The 20363-nt window shown below is 41.5% G+C and carries 17 protein-coding genes; 7 read left to right on the forward strand and 10 right to left on the reverse strand.

Annotated features, from left to right (window positions below; genetic code table 11):
• Window positions 1–194 precede the first annotated feature (194 nt).
• From CD03_RS0113960 to CD03_RS0113980, 5 genes are read left to right on the forward strand one after another with little or no spacing between them, the layout of a single operon-like run.
• Window positions 195–734 carry a helix-turn-helix domain-containing protein gene (locus CD03_RS0113960; protein WP_027294180.1) on the forward strand — a complete coding sequence of 180 codons (540 nt, stop codon included), beginning with the start codon at window positions 195–197 and terminating at the stop codon, window positions 732–734.
• 15 nt (window positions 735–749) lie between these two features.
• The gene (potA, locus tag CD03_RS0113965) at window positions 750–1823 is read left to right on the forward strand and encodes a spermidine/putrescine ABC transporter ATP-binding protein (protein WP_027294181.1); all 1074 of its coding nucleotides are present in this window, start codon (window positions 750–752) and stop codon (window positions 1821–1823) included.
• Window positions 1813–2628 carry an ABC transporter permease gene (locus tag CD03_RS0113970; protein WP_027294182.1) on the forward strand — a complete coding sequence of 272 codons (816 nt, stop codon included), beginning with the start codon at window positions 1813–1815 and terminating at the stop codon, window positions 2626–2628. Before potA ends, CD03_RS0113970 begins: the two co-directional genes overlap by 11 nt.
• A complete protein-coding gene (locus tag CD03_RS0113975) occupies window positions 2628–4499 on the forward strand; it encodes an extracellular solute-binding protein (protein ID WP_027294183.1) in 1872 nt (623 codons plus the stop codon). Before CD03_RS0113970 ends, CD03_RS0113975 begins: the two co-directional genes overlap by 1 nt.
• A gap of 12 nt (window positions 4500–4511) precedes the next feature.
• Window positions 4512–5018 carry a flavin reductase family protein gene (locus CD03_RS0113980; RefSeq protein WP_044289379.1) on the forward strand — a complete coding sequence of 169 codons (507 nt, stop codon included), beginning with the start codon at window positions 4512–4514 and terminating at the stop codon, window positions 5016–5018.
• A gap of 85 nt (window positions 5019–5103) precedes the next feature.
• Here CD03_RS0113980 and CD03_RS0113985 read toward each other — a convergent pair whose 3' ends face one another.
• The gene (locus CD03_RS0113985; RefSeq protein ID WP_027294185.1) at window positions 5104–6471 is read right to left on the reverse strand and encodes a sodium-dependent transporter; all 1368 of its coding nucleotides are present in this window, start codon (window positions 6469–6471) and stop codon (window positions 5104–5106) included.
• Window positions 6472–6741: 270 nt separating this feature from the next.
• On the opposite strand from CD03_RS0113985, the gene CD03_RS0113990 reads away from it, so the two are divergent.
• A complete protein-coding gene (locus tag CD03_RS0113990; protein WP_027294186.1) occupies window positions 6742–7629 on the forward strand; it encodes an RluA family pseudouridine synthase in 888 nt (295 codons plus the stop codon).
• Window positions 7630–7656: 27 nt separating this feature from the next.
• Here CD03_RS0113990 and CD03_RS0113995 read toward each other — a convergent pair whose 3' ends face one another.
• The 8 genes from CD03_RS0113995 to trpS form a co-directional block, all read right to left on the reverse strand.
• Complete coding sequence (locus CD03_RS0113995; RefSeq protein ID WP_027294187.1) at window positions 7657–8154, reverse strand: heme-degrading domain-containing protein; 498 nt, start codon at window positions 8152–8154, stop codon at window positions 7657–7659.
• Window positions 8155–8297: 143 nt separating this feature from the next.
• Window positions 8298–8555 carry an HPr family phosphocarrier protein gene (locus CD03_RS0114000; RefSeq protein ID WP_027294188.1) on the reverse strand — a complete coding sequence of 86 codons (258 nt, stop codon included), beginning with the start codon at window positions 8553–8555 and terminating at the stop codon, window positions 8298–8300.
• 103 nt (window positions 8556–8658) lie between these two features.
• On the reverse strand, window positions 8659–10836 hold the full coding sequence (locus CD03_RS0114005) for a PTS transporter subunit IIABC (RefSeq protein WP_027294189.1): 2178 nt from the start codon (window positions 10834–10836) through the stop codon (window positions 8659–8661).
• A gap of 153 nt (window positions 10837–10989) precedes the next feature.
• A complete protein-coding gene (gene licT / locus CD03_RS0114010) occupies window positions 10990–11826 on the reverse strand; it encodes a BglG family transcription antiterminator LicT (protein ID WP_044289381.1) in 837 nt (278 codons plus the stop codon).
• Between the two features lie 138 nt (window positions 11827–11964).
• Entirely contained in the window at window positions 11965–17031 is a 5067-nt protein-coding gene (locus tag CD03_RS36090) for a glycoside hydrolase family 2 (protein ID WP_052377802.1), read from the reverse strand.
• A gap of 279 nt (window positions 17032–17310) precedes the next feature.
• Complete coding sequence (locus CD03_RS0114020) at window positions 17311–17523, reverse strand: hypothetical protein (RefSeq protein WP_027294191.1); 213 nt, start codon at window positions 17521–17523, stop codon at window positions 17311–17313.
• Between the two features lie 168 nt (window positions 17524–17691).
• A complete protein-coding gene (locus CD03_RS0114025; protein ID WP_027294192.1) occupies window positions 17692–18105 on the reverse strand; it encodes a hypothetical protein in 414 nt (137 codons plus the stop codon).
• A gap of 80 nt (window positions 18106–18185) precedes the next feature.
• Window positions 18186–19190: a tryptophan--tRNA ligase gene (trpS, locus tag CD03_RS0114030; protein WP_027294193.1), complete on the reverse strand. Its 1005-nt coding sequence runs from the start codon at window positions 19188–19190 to the stop codon at window positions 18186–18188.
• A gap of 152 nt (window positions 19191–19342) precedes the next feature.
• Here trpS and CD03_RS0114035 point away from each other — a divergent pair, with 152 nt between their 5' ends.
• A complete protein-coding gene (locus CD03_RS0114035; protein ID WP_027294194.1) occupies window positions 19343–19822 on the forward strand; it encodes an S-ribosylhomocysteine lyase in 480 nt (159 codons plus the stop codon).
• Here the strand turns inward: CD03_RS0114035 and CD03_RS33520 are convergent.
• Complete coding sequence (locus tag CD03_RS33520) at window positions 19769–20362, reverse strand: DUF5662 family protein (protein ID WP_044289382.1); 594 nt, start codon at window positions 20360–20362, stop codon at window positions 19769–19771. The two genes, CD03_RS0114035 and CD03_RS33520, sit on opposite strands and share 54 nt — an antisense overlap.
• Window position 20363: the final 1 nt, after the last annotated feature.

Below are 20363 nucleotides of genomic sequence, written 5' to 3' on the forward strand. Positions count from 1 at the left end.
TATCCTCCTTAGCTAAAAACTTATGTCTCATTAATTTCTTATATCTTACCATAAACTTATCTATTTGTTAATAGAAATCAGAAGAAAAATTTAGCAAATAGTGCGTGACATTCCGATCATTCTATGCTATATTGTTTCTGTTTACAATTGCTAAACTTTATGTTTATTTATACTATTAGTTGAGAGGTAGGAAAATGGTTATCGGACAAAAGCTAAAAGAACTGCGTATTGCCAAGGGTCTGACCCAGGAAGAACTGGCTGGCAGAGCTGAACTTTCCAAAGGTTTTATTTCCCAGCTGGAACGGGATCTGACTTCTCCGTCCATCGCCACTCTGGTGGATATACTCCAGTGTCTGGGAACCAATCTGAATGAATTTTTCTGTGAAACGACGGAAGAACAGGTCGTATTTCATGATACAGACTATTTTCAGAAGGTTGACTCTGAATTTTTCAATAAAATTGAATGGATCATTCCCAACGCGCAGAAAAACATTATGGAGCCTATCCGCCTGACTTTAGAACCCGGCGGAAGCACTTATCCGGACAATCCCCATGAGGGGGAAGAATTTGGATATATATTACAGGGGAATATTACACTGTATATTGGTAAACGTATTTATAAGGTAAAAAAGGGAGAATCTTTTTATTTTAATCCAAGCCAAAGACATTATATTAAAAATACAGGGAAAAGCAGCGCTGTCCTGATCTGGGTCAGCTCTCCGCCCAGCTTTTAAATCAGGAGGTACGACATGAGTAATAAATTAATCGACTTAACGCATATAACAAAATCCTATGATGGACAAAAAGTTTTGGATGACCTTAATCTCTATATACGGCAGAATGAATTTCTAACACTGCTTGGTCCAAGCGGCTGCGGCAAAACTACCACCCTTCGCATTCTGGGAGGATTTGAAAACCCTGACAGCGGCAATATAATTTTTGACGGTAAAGATATTACGAATCTTCCGGCAAATAAACGTCAGTTAAACACAGTATTTCAAAAATACGCACTTTTTACACATATGACTATTTCAGAAAATATAGCATTCGGATTGAAAATTAAGAATAAGAGTAAAAATTATATTAATGATAAAATAAAATATGCCTTAAAGCTGGTTAATCTGGAGGGATATGAAAACCGCTCTCCCGATTCCTTAAGCGGCGGCCAGCAGCAGCGAATTGCAATTGCTAGGGCAATTGTAAATGAGCCGAAAGTGCTTCTGCTGGACGAACCTCTGGGAGCCCTGGATTTGAAACTGCGTCAGGATATGCAATATGAATTAATCAGGCTAAAAAACGAATTGGGCATTACCTTTATCTATGTGACACATGACCAGGAAGAGGCCTTAACCATGTCTGATACGATTGTGGTTATGAATCAGGGATACATTCAGCAGATTGGTTCTCCAGAGGATATCTACAATGAGCCAGAAAATGCATTTGTGGCGGATTTTATCGGGGACAGCAATATTATTGCGGCAACCTTCATGGAAGATAAACTTGTTAAAATACTGGGTGTGCCTTTCCCTTGTGTAGATGTGGGATTTGGGCATAATACACCTGTGGATGTAGTGATCCGCCCGGAAGATATTGACCTTGTCAAACCAGAAGAAGGAACCATAACAGGTGTCGTAACCCATCTGATCTTCAAAGGCGTCCATTATGAAATGGAGGTACTGGCCAATAATCACGAATGGCTTGTACACAGCACGGATCTCTTCCCCGTGGGAACGGAAGTGGGCATTCACGTAGATCCTTTTGATATCCAGATTATGAACAAACCTATTTCAGAAGATGAGGAGGCGGTAAATATTGAAGAGTAAACGACTATTAGCCGGACCTTATCTCTTTTGGGCGGTTTCCTTTATAATTATTCCCCTTCTGATGATTGTATATTATGGTTTGACTGCAGAAGACGGATCTTTTACCCTGATGAATATTGCCAGGATTACAACAGCAGAAAACTTAAAAGCTTTAGGCCTGGCGATCCTGCTTGCCGTGATCAGTACCGTGATCTGCCTGGTGCTGGCATATCCATTGGCGATGATTTTAAGTTCCTCTAATATGAACCAGTCCAGTTTTATTGTTTTAATTTTTATTTTACCTATGTGGATGAACTTTTTACTGAGAACGATGGCATGGCAGAATCTCCTGGAGAAAAATGGTGTTTTGAATGATATTTTAACATTTTTTCATTTAGCACCGCTTGAGATTATTAATACACCCTATGCGATTGTATTAGGCATGGTTTATAATTTTCTTCCCTTCATGGTACTGCCCTTATATAATATACTGAGTAAAATAGATAAAGATGTAATTAATGCGGCAAAGGATTTAGGTGCCAATAATTTTCAGACTTTTGTTAAAATTACTTTTCCGCTGAGTCTTCCAGGCATCATCAGCGGAATTACCATGGTTTTTGTTCCGGCACTTACTACTTTCGTAATTTCCGACCTGCTGGGCGGCGGTAAGATTCTATTAATTGGTAACGTCATTGAGCAGACATTTAAGCAGGGAAGTAACTGGAATCTGGGCAGCGGGCTGTCTCTTGTGCTTATGGTATTCGTAATTGCAAGTATGGCTCTGGTTTCTAAGTACGATAAAGATGGAGAGGGGGCTACATTCTAATGAAAAAAGCGGCACAAAAAATTTACCTGATCTTAATTTTCATTTTACTGTATGCACCCATTGCAACCCTTATCGTACTTTCATTTAATGCTTCCAAGACCCGCGCTAAATGGGGCGGTTTTACTTTAAAATGGTATAAAGCTCTTTTCCAGAATGAGCAGATCATGAATGCTTTTTACACTACGCTGATCATCGCACTGCTCTCGGCACTGATTGCTACTTTGATCGGCACCATGGCTGCAATCGGCATTCAGAGTATGAAACGAAAATACCGTACCCTTTTTAACGGCCTTGCCAACATACCTATGGTAAATGCTGAAATCGTAACGGGTGTATCTCTGATGCTGCTTTTTATAGCGTTTCATGTAACACTGGGATTTAGTACAATCCTGATGGCGCACATTACGTTTAATATTCCATATGTTATGTTGAGTGTAGCTCCAAAACTAAAGCAAACCAAGCGCAGTACTTATGAAGCAGCGCTGGATCTTGGAGCTTCTCCCCTGTATGCTTTTTTTAAAGTTGTATTTCCGGATATTATGCCGGGTGTATTGTCCGGATTTTTGCTGGCATTTACCATGTCCCTGGACGATTTTGTAATTACCCACTTTACAAAGGGACCGGGGATTGACACCTTGTCAACAAAAATTTATACTGAAGTACGTAAGGGAATCAAACCGGAAATGTATGCGCTTTCCACTCTTCTGTTTGTTTCTGTGCTGGTATTGCTGATTATGGTAAACATGTCGCCAAAAGAACAGGTTCATGACAAAAGAACAACGGCAAAGAAGAAAACAAAGTTAACCGGTATCTTTAAAAAAGTTATTCCGGCACTTATGGCGTTCGTGATTGTGGTAGGAGGCTTTTACTATGGTTCAAAGGGCTCTCTTGCCGGCGATAACAAGGTGATTGTATATAACTGGGGAGAATATCTGGATCCGGAAGTAATTACCATGTTTGAGGCGGAAACCGGCATAGATGTAATCTATGAGGAATACGAAACAAACGAAATCATGTATCCTAAAATAAAATCAGGAGCAATTGCATATGATGTAGTCTGCCCCTCCGATTATATGATCCAGCGTTTGCGGGAAAATGACCTGCTGGCGGAAATAAACTTTGACAATGTTCCAAATATTAAAAATATCGGAAAAACTTATCTGGAGAAATCAAGGGAATTTGATCCTGAAAATCTCTATTCCGTGCCATATTGCTGGGGGACGGTAGGTATTCTATACAATAAGACCATGGTGGACGAACCGATTGACAGCTGGTCTGTACTGTGGGATCCGAAATACAAAGATAATATTTTAATGCAGGACAGCGTCAGGGATGCTTTTGCCGTAGCCCTGAAAGAACTTGGCTATTCCCTGAATTCATCCGACCTGGATGAACTGACCGAGGCTAAAGATCTTCTGATTAAGCAAAAACCATTGGTTCAGGCTTACGTCATTGACCAGGTGCGTGATAAGATGATCGGAAATGAGGCAGCCCTGGGCGTTATTTATTCCGGAGAAGCAATTTATACTAAGACGGAGAATCCGAACCTGGAATATGTAGTGCCAAAAGAAGGTTCTAATATGTGGATTGATTCCTGGGTAATTCCAAAGAATGCAGAACACAAAGAAAATGCGGAAGCTTTTATTAATTTCTTATGCCGTCCGGATATTGCATTGATGAATTTTAATTACATTACCTATTCTACACCGAATACAGAGGCGCGTAAAATGATAGAGGACGATGCAATCCGCAACAATCCGGTTGCTTTTCCGGATGATACCGTATTAAACCGCTGTGAAACCTTCCGCTATCTGGGAGATAAGGTAGACCAGACCTATAACGAATTGTGGAACAAAGTAAAATCAAATTAGGAGGTATGTATCATGAGTTTTAAAGAAATCAAAGCAACAGAATTACAGAAAAATCCATTTCAGATGATTGGAAAAGAATGGCTGCTGGTAACAGCAAAAAATGGAGACAAATGTAACACGATGACAGCATCCTGGGGTGGTGTGGGCATAATGTGGGGAAAAAATGTAGCATATGTATTTATCCGTCCCCAGCGTTATACAAAAGAGTTTATAGACGCTTCCACCACATTTTCACTGTCTGTACTGGATGATTCCTACCGTAAAACATTAACTTACCTGGGAACTGTTTCCGGCAGAGATGAGGATAAAATCCAGAAATCAGGACTTACGGTTACACTGGAAGAGGATACCCCATACTTCGAAGAAGCCAATACCGTAATGGTATGCCGTAAACTCTATGCACAGGAATATGATCCCGCATGCTTTATTGATAAGAGCTGTGACGAAAAATGGTATCCCCAGAAGGATTACCACACGATGTATATTGTAGAGATTGAAAAAGTACTGGTGAAAGAATAGCGTAAAAAGAACGGAACAATGTAATATAAAAGGCATGCCATGTTTTGATCACATGAGCATGCCTTTTGTGTTGGAAAATTTGCAATTAAAAGAATTTTACAACGTAGCCCTGAATAAAGATAGCCAATACAATAATCGGCAGAATCCAGGTCACATATACCCTTGCCCAATTGGGAAACTTTATTCCTTTACCCGTATTTGCTTCTGCAGTAAACTTCTTAAATCCCCATCCATAGCGGCTGGTACAGAATAAAAGATATACCAGACTGCCAAGAGGCAGTAAGTTATTGCTGACAATGAAATCCTCCAGATCCAATATATTTGATCCCGGTCCGAAAGGAGTAAATCCGCTTAACAGATTGAATCCTAATACACATGGCATCGAGAGAATAATAATTACGATCAGATTTACTGCAACTGCTTTTCCTCTGCTGCATCCGGTGAGATCCATTGCAAAAGAAATAATGTTTTCAAATACGGCAATGATTGTTGAAATAGCCGCAAAAGACATGAATAAGAAGAAAAGGCTTCCCCATACTCTTCCACCGCTCATTTCATTAAATACATTGGGTAATGTAATGAATATCAGGCTTGGACCGCTATCCGGTTTAATGTTATAAGCAAAACAGGCCGGAAAAATAATTAAACCTGCCATAAGTGCAACAAAAGTATCCAAAATGGTAACACTTACTGCTTCTCCTGTCAATGATCGGTCTTTTCCAATATAACTTCCGAAAATTGCCAATGCACCAATACCCAGGCTTAAAGTAAAGAACGCCTGACCCATAGCAGCAAAAATACTTTCTGATATCCCCGATTCCACTAATTTACTAAAGTCCGGATATAAATAAAATTTAAGTCCGGTGGAACTGCCTTCTAACATTACGGAACGGATAGCAAGAATAACCATAAGTGCTAACAGGCTGACCATCATTATCTTTGTAATTTTTTCTACACCGTTTTTCAATCCTTTCGCGCAGATGCCAAAGCATACAATAACCACAGCGATCATACAAACGGTCATCAGTACCGGCTGTCCCATTAACTCTCCAAAGGCTCCTGAGACCTGCTCCGAATTCATGCCCTCGAACTGCCCGGCAGCCATTTTGAAGAAATAGAGAATCATCCATCCGCCGATTGTGGTATAAAACATCATCAGCAGATAATTTCCCGCAATTGCTCCAAATTTGTATAAATGCCATTTTGTTCCTTTGGGTTCCAACACGTCAAATGACAGTGCCGCACTCTTCTGGCTTCCACGCCCTACTGCAAATTCCATTACCACAATTGGTAATCCAAGAATCAGCAGGAAGAATAAATAAACTAAAACGAATGCCGCACCTCCATATTTTCCCGTAATATAGGGGAAACGCCATACATTTCCTAACCCGATTGCACATCCTGCCGATATCAGGATAAAGCCCAACCGGGAGGAAAACTTCTCTCTCTCCATATCTGTCTCCTTTTTAAGTTATTCTCTAACTATTTTACACGAATTTTGTATATATGAAAAGCAAAAAACGCTTTTTTCAATAAATTTGGTAGAGATTTAAAGCGTTGATACTTTAAAACGTTGAGTTGTATAAGTATAGCATAGCAAGATCAATCCATTGACAGTCTTAAGCCGGTACTGTAAACTAGAAAGGGCTTTACGATAGAACAAAAGGAAGGAAAGGTTTTGCCTGCGGTTATTTTTTAGTGGGCAATAAAGACGGAAACACGAATGAAAAGAATACTGACTTATCACATAGATTTACACAGCTCAGGCAAAAATATCACTGCTTTTCTGAAAGAAAAGGGCTATTCCAGACATATCCTTACCCATCTGAAACGTACAGAATATGGCATTTTAAAAAATGGGAAGTGGGCTTATACCTCAGAACAATTGCAGGAGGGGGATGAATTAACGGTACAGATCGTGGAAGAAGGATTTTCCAGTCAGATTGTACCTGTAAAAATGGAACTTGTAATTGTGTATGAGGATGAAGACATGCTGATTCTGGACAAAGCTGCCGATATGCCCATACATCCTTCCATCAATAATTATGAAAATACGCTTGCCAATGGTATAGCAGATTACTTCGCCAATAAAGGAACGGCATTTACTTACCGCTGTATTAACCGCCTGGACAGAGACACCACAGGGCTTTTGATTATCGCAAAAAATATGCTGAGCGCTGCTATCTTGTCCGATATGGTAAAAAGCCGGAAAATTCACCGGGAATATCTGGCTGCTGCTATTGGGAAAACACCTGATTCCGGTAAAATTGATGCACCGATTGCCCGAAAAGAGGATTCTGCAATTGAACGCATTGTTGATTTTGAACGTGGAGAACGGGCGGTGACCTATTTCAGGCGCCTGTCATATAAAAATGGGTACTCCCTGGTTTCCTTAAAGTTGGAAACCGGGCGTACCCATCAGATCCGCGTGCATATGAAATATCTGGGACATCCCCTGCCGGGGGACTTCCTGTACAATCCGGAATATACCAGAATCAAACGTCAGGCACTCCATTCCCACAGACTGGAATTGGAACATCCGATTACAAAAGAAAAACTGGTTTTTACTTCCCCTTTGCCCCCGGATATGCAGTTTGAGGAGTGGGATTAAGACTGTGCGAAACGCTTTCTGCTTCCCTTAAATATTGCCGCGTATTCTAGGGACTTCATCGATGTGCAGATACCGGCTGATACATTTTACAACAAGGTCATGATCGGATACGTGATCCAGTCCGGATACAATTACACCGCCGATGACACCGACTTCTTCCACACGAATTGGGAAACCGCCGCCGCAGGCTGCATAGTCTTTGGGATCCATGAAACGCTCCTCCAGGGTTTCTTCTGTTTTACGAAGCAGCATGTAAGCCCGCAGGCTGCTCTGCTCTAACCTGCGTACTGTATTGAACTTTCTTGCCATCCAACTTTCATTGTCCATGTTTGTCCGATTCGATGCGTATTGGAAAACCACATACCCATTATTCAAACGGATACTAACCGCTACCGGAAGGCTTCTTCTCTTCGCTTCCATTACAATCAGATTTCCAAGTTCCCATGCATCTTCATTTGTAAAATGAGAAAACTGAAGAATTTCTTCCTGCATCTCAAGCATAGCAATTAATTCGTCTACTGTCATAGTCATTCCTCCTAGTGTGAAAATGTTAATATAGTGTCATTATACTACTATTTCGGGGAAAAGAAAAGGGGATGTGAAAAACACCCGGATGCGAAATATTGATCGCAGAACCGAGTGTTTTAAAATGGGTTTTTCTTTATTTTTTACAGGTTTGCTTTAAAGAACGATTCCATTGCTTCGATTGCAGCAGCTTCATCATCTCCTTCAGCGGTTACGGTAACTTCAGCACCCTGTTTTACCCCAAGGCTCATAACAGCCATCAGTCTTCTGAGGTCTGCACTTTTTTCACCAGCTTTCAGGGTCAGCCTGGAGGTAAATGGCTTTGCCTCTTTCACCAAGAGTCCTGCCGGTCTTGCGTGAATTCCAATCTCGTCTGTAATTACATAATTAAATGATTTCATAAAATTTCCACCTTTCGTCTTTTATCTATTGTTATGGCAGTCCGGAAACAGTTTGGAATTATCCGAAATGTTGGTTTGCCGGACTGCACAAATAACCAATTTATTAATAAATCTTAAGCAATTGCTGCTTGCTCTGTATGTCACCGGTATTTACGACGGTAACTGTGTGATAGTCATCTGTATTGGAAACAATGACCGGTGTAACCGTTCTGTAACGTTCACTCTTTATGCCGTCCAGATCCACAACAGCCAGAAGGTCTCCGGTTTTTACACGATCTCCGTCTTTTACGTGAATATCGTAATATTTTCCATTTAGCTGAACGGTATCGATTCCCACATGGATCAGAAGCTCTATACCATTATCTGAGGTAAGTCCGATAGCATGTTTGGTGTCAAATACCATAGATACAACTCCATCAAAGGGGGCAGTTACCCTGCCGTCCGATGGTTCAATCGCAGCACCGTCTCCCAACATTCTTTCCGAAAACACACCGTCATTGACTTCTTCTAACGGAATGGACTTACCGGTCATCGGGGCATAAACCGTGTAGCCTTTACCAGTTGAATTTTCCTCCTGCGTTTCAGATTCTGCATGGGTACTATTCATATTATTATACTCCCCGCTCGTTTCATCTGCAATCTCCGGTTGATTAAAATTCAGATCTTTATCGCTGTCGCTTGCAGGACTTGCCAGATAATCCTCCAGGTTTGATTTGATTACCGTTACTTTCGGTCCATAAATAACCTGGACTCCATTGCCCTTCATAATAACACCGGCGGCGCCGCTGGCTTTTAATATGCCCTGATCTACTTTTTCTTTATCTGCTACCGTTATACGAAGTCTTGTGGCACAGCAGTCTACGTCGCTGATATTAAGTTTTCCTCCTAGTCCCCGTGTTATCATGGCTGATTGTTCGTCGATGATTTCACTGGCGCTGTTTTCCTGACTTTTTCCTTTTTTTGCATCAACGTCTGCCCTGCGGTAAAGTTTTACCTCTTCTTCCCCTTCTTCACGTCCCGGAGTCTTCAGATTGAATTTTCTTATTAAAAAAGTGAACAGGAAATAGTAAATAATAAAATATATAATACCTATCAGTACAATCCACAGCCAGCTTGTTTTCGTATTTCCCTGCATGATACCAAAAAGCGTCAGGTCAATAAGTCCGCCGGAAAAAGTCATGCCGACTCCTACTCCGAAAATATGCGTGAACATATATGCCAGTCCTGCCAGGACACAGTGAATTGCATACATTAAAGGTGCAACAAACAGGAAGGTAAACTCCAGCGGTTCGGTAATACCGGTAATCATAGAAGTCAGGGCTGCTGAGATTAAAAGGCCGCCCACTATTTTCCTCTTTTCCGGCTTTGCACAGCGGTACATGGCAAGCGCCGCACCGGGAAGTCCAAATATCATAAAGACAAATTTACCCGACATAAAGCGGCATGCATTTACGCTAAAATGTGTGATACCAGGATCCGCTAACTGGGCAAAGAATATGTTCTGTGCACCTTCTACATAGGCACCTGCAACCGTTGCAGTACCGCCTACCGCTGTCTGCCAGAATGGCAGGTAAAACACATGGTGAAGCCCGAAAGGTATCAATGCCCTTTCAATTAAACCGTATAACCAGGTACCAAAATATCCGGAATTCATAACGAATTGCCCCAGGCTGTTAATACCATTTTGTATAAATGGCCAGATATAAAACATCAAAATACCCACGATCATATAGACAGCTGCCGATATGATCGGTACGAATCTGGTTCCGCCAAAGAATGACAGTACCTGTGGAAGCTGAATTTTGTAAAAACGGTTATGGAGTGCTGCCACACCAAGCCCTACAATAATACCGCCGAATACACCCATCTGTAAGGAGGTGATACCAACAACGGAAGTTGTTGCACCTTCTAGCATACTATCCGGTCCGCCCTGTGCAGTAATCAACGCACCTATGGAAGCATGCATAACAAAAAATGCAATGGCACCGGACAATGCCGCAACTTCTTTTTCTTTCTTCGCCATACCGATGGCAACACCCATGGCAAAAATAATAGGCAGATTGCTGAATACAATACTTCCGGCTGCATTTAGTACGGTCAAAATCGTATAAATAAAAGTACCGGGCCCCATGATCTTCATTAAATGATAGGTCTCAAGCATTGTTTCATTTGTAAATGAACCGCCGACTCCAAGAAACAGTCCCGCGATGGGTAAAATAGCGATGGGCAGCATAAAAGATCTGCCTACACGCTGTAATATACCAAAAATTTTATCTTTCATTTCTCTGATTCCTCCTGAAAAAATATATATTATAATCTGATTCTGCACAAAAAAAGACCGTAACAGAAAACATGATAGTAGTATACCCCAGCTGTAGATATCTACTACCAAATCCTGTTCCGGTCTAGCCTGCATTACCAGTTACAATCCAGATTATACAGTATTTGATACTCTTCTTAAATGAATGGTGAGGAAAATCATCTCTTCCTCAGTGATTTCTTTCTTATATGTCTCCCGGATAAAGGTCCGGATCTCTTCTGCACATTTATAGTCATTTTTATAACGTTTCTTAACCATTTTCTGAAAAGTTACATCATCATCTTTCGTAATCCGGTCAGAAAATAACCGCTGTCCGAAAAATTTCAGGTGTGTTATAAAACGTTCATAGGCCAGAGAATGATCATCTAATTTCATCTGATAATATTTCTCTGCGATGTCCAGCACCTGCTGTATCATTTCCGTGATATTCACCATGTCGCACATATCCGTGTTTAATTCTGCATTCACAATATGTAAGGCTATAAAACCTGCCTCATCCCTGGATAATTCTACATCCAGCTTTTCTTTGATGATTTCCAGAGCTTTGCAGCCAATCTGGAATTCCTGTATATAAAAATTACGGATTTCCATCAGCAATGCATTCCGGTACTCCATGTTCTGACGCTTGCGTTCAATGGCGAAACTGATATGATCTGTCAAAGTAATATAAACATTTTCATTTAATCTTTTGCCTACGGTATTCCTGGCATAATCGATAATTTCCGTACAGGTCTCCACATATGACAGCGGAATTTCCGCCATTAATTCCTGTAATTTGCCGGATGCCTTGGGGCTTTCCATTTTATAAACTTTTTCAATTTTCTCCCCGGGGATTATATCATGAGGTTTTTGCTTAAATCCAATGCCAAGCCCCCTGACGATGATTTCCTGCCCATCTTCATCAACGGAACATACAATATTATTATTGATAATCTTCGTTATCTCATACATTCCTGTCTTATCTCCATTCCGTTTCCAAACATGTTTGATCAAATAATGTCATTTGTCAGAATTCAAAAAGTATAAACCGGATTTATGCAGTTTCAAACATAAAAAAAACCAACCCTGCAGAAAGTTATCATACTCGCTTCAAAGATGGTCTCGCCTATAACTGGAAATTGTAACCGTATTGGGGAGTTTAAGTTTTGAGGTTTTCTTGTTTTTAACGCCTTTCACACAAACCGTCCCATTGCCGGCAGAAGATTTCAGTATCTGATATTTTAATTTTCCTACGGTATAGGAATCACCTTTCTTTGGGATTTTGTAAACAGAAAGGGTAAGTCTGGCGGCATAGAGTAAATTTTTCGCAGATTTTAATTTATCCAGGTTTGCCCTGCTGTCACTCAATATCTTTTCTGCTTCACTGAGGTTATCTTTTAAACGCCGGAAGCTTGCTAAAGTATAATGTTTCTGTCCTTTCGTTACGATTGCGCTGCATGCTGTAATTTCTGCCTGCAGCGCTTTTCTTGCATCTGACAGGGAAGTATCCGGCTTTAACTGCAGACCTGTCATTGCAGAATTTAGTTTATCCAGAGCTGCCTGTATTTCTTTAGCGGATGGTTCTGCTGAGGATAACACTTTTACTGCCCCGTCATACGCAGTTTTGAAAACTGCCCAGCTCGTATCGGTATAACTGCCCTGGCCTTTATCGAAGAGTGTCTTTGCTTTGTTTACTGCTTCTCTCAGTCTAAAGGTATCCTCTTTTTGGATCAGGGAAGCCATAGCATGATTTAATTGCTCTGCTGCAGCCAGTATCTCATCTGCTGAAGGATCTTCTTTTTCTAATACAGCGGCCGCTTCTTCATATGCGGCGAGCAATTGTGCCCAGCTTGCATTTGTATAATTACCCTGGCCTTTTTGAATTAGATTTTGTGCAGTACTGACGGTATCTTCCAAGGTGGCTGTATCTCCTATGAGGATCAGTTCCCTGAGCGCATTTTCAAGTGCATCTGATGCCGCCTGGATCTCCTCTTTGGATGCCTCTTTGTTTAAATAGACACCATAAGACTCGACTATACGATCTGCTGCAGACTGCCTGCTGGTAAAGGTATAGTTTTTCATGGCATCCCCTTCAATCTGTTTCATTAAGCCGCCAAGTGATAACAGAATCGGACTTTCTGTTAATGGCTCATCATCGCCGCCAGACACAGTTTCCACTCCATATTCAAAATAGTCCAAACCAAATTTTCCGGCAGGTACAAGTTTAACGGTATGTTCCCCGTCTTCCAGATAACCGGATGCATAGACTTCTTTGTATACATTAACATTCTCATTGTTATTAATATGTCCCGCAGGTTCTCCATCGATATAAACATCGGCACCCTGCTGTCCGCCATCTGCTTTTGCACCTATTTTTATATAGTTTCCGTTAAATGTAAGGGCGATATAATCTCCATCTTTTACCGGATTGCCTTTGTCACCCAGGAAGGTCTCACTTCCGTTGTAAGCATCGGAAGATGGCCACAGCTGCCAGTCGCCTGTCTTTTCCAGCAGGCTGTCTTCACCATCAACTTTTGTCCAGGCAGTTTCCGTCTTTGATCCGGATTCCAGTTTATCCGGGTCCGGATAGATCATGATTGTATTTGAAATAATTTCCAGTGTATTTTTATCCCACACACTGAGAATGGCTTCATATCCTTTTATATCAGAAGGCATATTGAGCGTCAGGGGAAGATCTTTTGCGGCGCCGGGATAGAATTCGTCGGAAGTCATTGTGAAGCCTGCCAGCATTCCATCCGGTCCATAGAGGGACAGTGAAGCACACAAAGGCTGTAAATCTTCCGAAGTATTTTTTAGGGATAATATCCCGGTGAAGTCTTCTCCTGCCTGTAAGCCTTCGGTAATTCCCACATAGGCGGTACGGATGCTTTTGCTTTTTTTGCTGATGTCACGGATGGCTCCGTACAATTTTGCGTCCGCCCAGTCTGTGTGATCCTGGGATTCAGAACCGTTCGCGTCTGTCATAAGCTTCAGTTCCGAAACTCCGCTGACACTTAAATTGAATTCATCGGCTTCCCCGCCAGAAAGTTCCTTTTCATAAATCAGGCTGTTGTCGGCATAGATCCTAAAGATTGCATTGCCTCCATCCACTTCATTATCAATGCCCGCCACTCCGGAAAAGCGCGTATACTTTTTGTCCAGGTTATGAATAATGGTGCTGTCAGCATGAAGACCGATTCCTTTTTTATAAACTTTATTCCCTACCTTTATCTGATTTCCCTGGCAGGTCTTGTCTTTTCCTTTTTCACCCCATCCAGTGGAGACTTTGTCGTAATCCACTACATCGGAGAGGTAAGCACTGTATTTGGTATATTGAGGTGTAATTGAGGAGGGGTTTCCATATACATTCAGTTCCGTGAGAAAGGCTTTTTCATTTTCCGGAACGTCCGTAAAGGTTATCTTAACATATCTGGCTTCCGGCCCGTCCAGGGATTCTTCTGCTTTCCTGGATGTAATGGTATCCTTTGTATATTCTGCAGCAATGGTCCATGGGCCATTCTTATCCATAGCTGTTTCGACTTTATATGGATAGGGAGATTTGTTAAATCCCAGTCCGATGTTATAGAGGTATAAGGTAAATTCCAGATCTACCATAAAGTATTCCCCGCTGCCTGTATTATCTGCCTGCCAGGATGTCGCCATATTACCGTCTGCTGCCAGTGCACTGTCCTGATCATTGCTGCTTGGGAACAGGGGTCTTCCGGAAGCGGCATTGTTTTCACCATATATAATGGGATCTTCTATTTTGGCAGTTACACTGCCCCACTTATCTGCATTATAAAAATCTTCCGGTTCCGAACCGTCATCGGTTTCGGACATATTATCTGTATGTATTGTAATTGTGGATACCCCAAGACCTTCTGCCGTTGCGCTGATAATGCTGTCTCCCGAATAGTAACTGCGGAATTCGATGCTTGCTTTTCCATCCCGCATTGATTTGCCGGGGGTAAACTTATATGTTTTACCTCCCGGGAAAACACCGGGGCCGGATTCCACCTTCAGGGTTACCGCTTTAGTTTCATTTACCCAGTTGCCGTCTGCATCCTGTAAGGTAACAATCAGCTGGGTGTCTTTTGTACCGTTGTTCGTAATGGTTTCTTCAGAGGACGTAATGTCTATCTGAGATGCCGCACCGGATACGGAGGATTCCGGTTCTATACCCATATTCTGTTCCCGGTACCAGTACCAGCTGTTTAAAGGCAGGCGATAGTAGTCGATTATACCCATTTTAGCCAGCCCGTCACCGCCGATGGTACCGTGATGAAAGCCACACCAAAGAACCAGGCCTGCGCTACTTGGTTTTAGCTGATAATTATATTCGTCACTGCCCTGTATCTGATCATAAAATGGCCGGTATTCGCCTGGCCGGTCTGCAGTCTTTGAGCCGTATTCCGCAACTACATTGGGCATCCAGGTATTTTCAAATTTTCCTCCGTCTCCGTTGTATCCTGCAATATCACAGACCGCCAGATCGGCATACCCGCCTCTTTGCGCTCCGCCCATTCCTGCTTTTCTGGTAGGATCAAGCTGGTGTGACAGATTCCGCATTTTGTCTACAAGCGCAAGCGCTTTCGGCGCAGTTCCATTTGCAGAAGCATCATTTCCGTTATCCATGCCGCCATTTGTGAAAAACGCTTCATTTCCCATACTCCAGTTAATAATAGAGGGATGGTTGCGGTTTACGCGTATCATAGCTTCCAGGGAATCCAGGCAGCTCTGCTCAAAAGCTGCTTCATCTGCAGGATTCTGCGGGTATGCATCCTTAAACCAGTCCGCAGATGTGCCTATTGCCGGTTCGTCTTTTCCGGCGCATCCACCCATCCCCCAGAAATTGCACTCTGACCAGAACATAATTCCCTGATCATCACAGGCTTTTGCAAATGATGGATCATGGGGATAATGGGAGCCGCGGATAAAATTCATCCCGCACTCTTTGATCATGGATACGTCCCGCATGAATCCTTCGTTGGTAACTGCATCCGCAAAGCCTGCATGATCCTGATGTACATTTGCTCCATTTAATTCTACTTTTTTTCCGTTCAAATAGAACCCGTCGTTTTTATACTGCGCCCAGCGAAAGCCAAAAGAGGATTCATAGGTATCTGCCGGAACACCATTTCGGTATACGGTAGTATATAATTGGTACACATATGGATTTTCAGTATCCCATAACTGTATGTTTTTGATTTTTTCACTGACCGCAGTAATTTCTGCAGCAGATCCTGCAGAAATATTCTGTTCAGCCGATTCAAATACAGCCTGCACGATACCGTCTTTGTCCACCACTTCCTGTTTTACTTTTACCAAAGCCTCAGACAGCGAATCATTTTTTATTTCGGTACTGACGCTTACGTTAGATTGTTTCTGCTCAATATTATTCAGGATTTCTTCCTCACTGGCATAATTATCCGGAATATTCTTTGCAGAAGGGTCGAATCCGGGGTTAGACAAATCAGGAGTGGTGACGAAAGTTCCATACCAGGTTACATGAACCTCATCCGTAATATTGAGATAGACATCCCGGTAAATTCCTCCGGTAAACTGGTGGTCTCCTGCTCTTGGAGCAAGATCCGGCTGCCAGATATTATTGACGCGGACTGCAATCAGATTCTTCCCCGAATTCAGATAGTCTGTAATGTCAAATACAAAGCCGGAGTAACCGCCGAGGTGTGTACCTGCCGCCTGCCCGTTTACATATATTTCGGCCTCCTGAAAAACACCCTCAAATTCCAATTCAATTTTCTTTCCAACCATATTGTCCGATACTTCAAATTCCTTACGATACCATCCGTATCCCACGTAGAAAGATGCCTGCATTTCATAAGGGATGCTGAAATTATGAGGAATACCGATATCCACCCATTGGGAATCATCATAGTCCACGGATTCTGCTCCCGGGATATCATTACGGATAAATTTCCACTCCCTGTTAAAATTCACCTGCTCCCTGCCGGTCTTTTCTCTTACATAAGTTTTCCCAACTTGTTCAGCCGCAAGTTTGTAAGGAGCCTCACTTTTTTCGATTGTGGAAGTACGGTTGTCCAATGGATTTTCCGTTTCCGGCACCTGAGCCGCCGATACCGCCATTGATGGCAGAATCATGGAACAGCACAAAACGATTGCAATGATACTTTTCCATCTCTCTTTTTTTCTCATCTTAACCTTCTCCTTTTTCTCTCACTCTCATTTATCTATTTAAAAACTAAAGCATATTTTACCCTTTCCCCACATTATCTTCAGAATTTACATAAATAGATAAATTATCGTCATTATATTTAAGCTGAATCAAAATGTACATACTATTTTCTGTGGTTATTATTAGAATTTATTAATTACTATTGACTGATACCGGGAAAAGCAAAGAATTTTCTGAAAATAAAAAAAGAAGGGGATTATTTCCCCTTCCCAGACTGTACATAAACTATATTTTTTCCCTTATTCAATACCCCTATCTTGAAAATAATTTGGCAATTTCTTCTTTCTTATTTCTTCGGACTCTTTATCTTCTTCAAGTTCTTGAATCTGCGCATCACCTGTTCCCGAAAAAGCTTCAAGCATCTTGACTATCTCATTCTGGGCTATGGGACCTGAACCCAGGGACAGGCTCACCATTAGGGTGAGAAATAATTTATATATCTTTTCTTTCATTTATATTCCTCCAATTCAATCTCTGCTTTGCTTCACTCTCGTAATAAGTATTCGTTTATATCCGCTTATACCCGCTACCTATTTGCATACAAAAAAGAAGCCATTGTCTGATTCTAAAAATGACTTATAACCACCAACACACTTGCAATGATTTGAAAAGGATTTGATTCAATTGTCCAGACGTACCTTCTGATTAATTAATGACCATTCATCAGGCAATAATATAAATAAGGTCAAGAAGAAAAAAAGAAAAACTATAATAAGAAAAAGAAACAGGCTGATTCCTTTTGGGATAGCTGCTATCATGAGTATTGAGCATATATTCTTGGTTCCAGGTTCATTATAAGAAGTATTTTTGTTCAAAAATGAAGCCTTAAAGCCGGTAGTATTATAACCGTCTTCATTGGTAACGATACTTTCTGAAATTGCCCACGTTTCAATTACAGTTGCCGTATCTAATAATTCATTAAGATTATAAGTACTGCAAAAAAACACATTCATAGTTAAGCACATAGCAAAAAGAAGCATAATGAAAGAGACTCTAATACGAGAGAAATGATTTTTCTTATTATTTATTTCCATTACAATCCCCTTCTTTGCTACTTGCTGCGACAAATGTGGCTACAGTCTGAGAAGGGGATTATTTCCCCTTCCTAATAACTTTATTTAATCCGATCCGGAAATCCTACCTTACGCTGTACCTTACGAAGAGTCTTCGTAGCGTAATAATTTGCCTTTTCAGCGTTTGTTTTGATTATACCGTCAATATAACCTTTGTCTTTGTTTAACTCGGCTACACGGTCCTGTACCGGTTTTAAAACGGAAATAACAGCCTCGCCAATGGCTTCTTTGAATGCGCCATAGCCCAGTCCGTCAAATTCCTTCACTGCTTCGTCCGGTGTCTTGCCCATACAGGCACAATAGATATCCAGAAGATTTTTAATTCCCGGCTGCTCATCACGATACAAAATAGTTGCTTCTGAATCCGTTACGGCACGTTTGCATTTTCGCATTATGGTGTCAGGATCATCCATCAGATAAATACTTCCGTTTGGATTCTCATCAGACTTTGACATCTTCTTCGCTGGATCCTGGAGACTCATAATTTTTGCACCGGTTTTTCCGATATAAGCTTCCGGAACGGTAAAAACATCTCCATATATTCCGTTAAAACGCTGTGCAATGTCACGGGTAAGCTCCAGATGCTGCATCTGGTCGATTCCTACCGGAACCAGGTCGGTCTGGAATAAAAGGATATCTGCTGCCATAAGTGTCGGATATGTAAAGAGTCCGGCATTGATATTATCTGCATGTTTGGCTGATTTATCTTTAAACTGTGTCATACGGCTGAGTTCGCCCATATAAGTATAGCAGTTTAAGATCCAGCTGAGTTCCGCATGTCCGGAAACATGTGACTGGTAATAGATGCAGTTTTTTTCAGGATCAAGTCCTGCTGCAATATATAAGGTCAGAAGCGCCCTGGCTCTCTTGCGAAGTGTAGCCGGATCCTGACGAACGGTGATGGAATGAAGATCTACAACACTATAGAAGCACTCATACTCATCACTTAAAGTAACCCAATTTTTTAAAGCGCCCAGATAATTGCCCAAAGTCAATGTACCGGTTGCCTGCATACCGCTGAATAAAACTTTTTTGTCATTAATCATGTCTAAATTTCCTCCATTTACTTTGGTTAAAGTTTATCACCTGAAACTATGAAAGTCAAGGTTGTATCCATACACAATCTCTGATAAAATAAAGGAGAAATACAGGGTGGCTGGGAATCAGTCTGTACCCGAAACAGAAAGGAGTGTACTATATGGAAAAAATAACAAGCTTCACCATAGACCATATCAAGCTGTTACCCGGGGTATACGTATCACGAAAAGATCATGTGGGCAGTGAAGTAATAACCACTTTTGACCTTCGCATGACGAAACCAAACGGAGAACCGGTCATGAATACCGCAGAAATGCATGCCATCGAACATCTGGCTGCAACCTGGCTTCGCAACAACGAAGAAATGGGGAATAAGGTCATTTATTTTGGTCCTATGGGCTGCCGCACCGGATTTTATCTTCTGTTACATGGGGATTTTGAATCGAAAGATATCGTCGAATTGATGATTGGATTATTTGAATTCATCAGAGACTTTAAAGATGAAGTCCCCGGCGCATCTGCCAGGGACTGTGGAAATTATCTGGATATGAATCTTGGAATGGCAAATTATCTCGCAGATAAATATTTAAATGAGGTGCTTTACCGCATCACACCGGACAGGCTTGTGTATCCGGACTAAACCGCACCTTTTCTTCAGATATCTGTTTTTTACAAAATCAAATAACACATCTTCACCATGCTTATCCAGGACATGCAGCAGCTTTTCCAGCTGATCGGCTGTTTCTGGATGAAGCAGGTAGTGTGTCTTTCCGTTTTGGTAATAAGCCAGCGGGTCATGATCGGTATATTTACTTCCATTGTATACTTTCGAGGCTGCTATCCGGTCCATCAGCATTTCCGCCACATATTTTCTTGGCATTTTCACACCAACCAAGGCAGCGCCTTTCTGTTCCAGGCTATAGTCGGTCCAGTACTCAAAATGATGCTTGTTTCTGCCTTTATGATGGAGCCATGCAGCGGAATATCCTTTTACTTCACGTTCCGCATTATTGGGACTTCTTGTACCCTGATAATACTTGCATCCGATCAGAAATTCGGAAGGTAAATACTTAGACATGTCATGCAGCAGCCCCTGTTTATAAAGGCCGATCCGGAAACAATGCTTCATTACCAGAAATTTATGCTTCGTAATAGTTCTAAAATGCGCCAAAGCTTTCATG

This window comes from Robinsoniella sp. KNHs210, assembly GCF_000686105.1.
In the GTDB taxonomy this organism is placed as follows: Bacteria; Bacillota; Clostridia; order Lachnospirales; family Lachnospiraceae; genus Robinsoniella; species Robinsoniella peoriensis.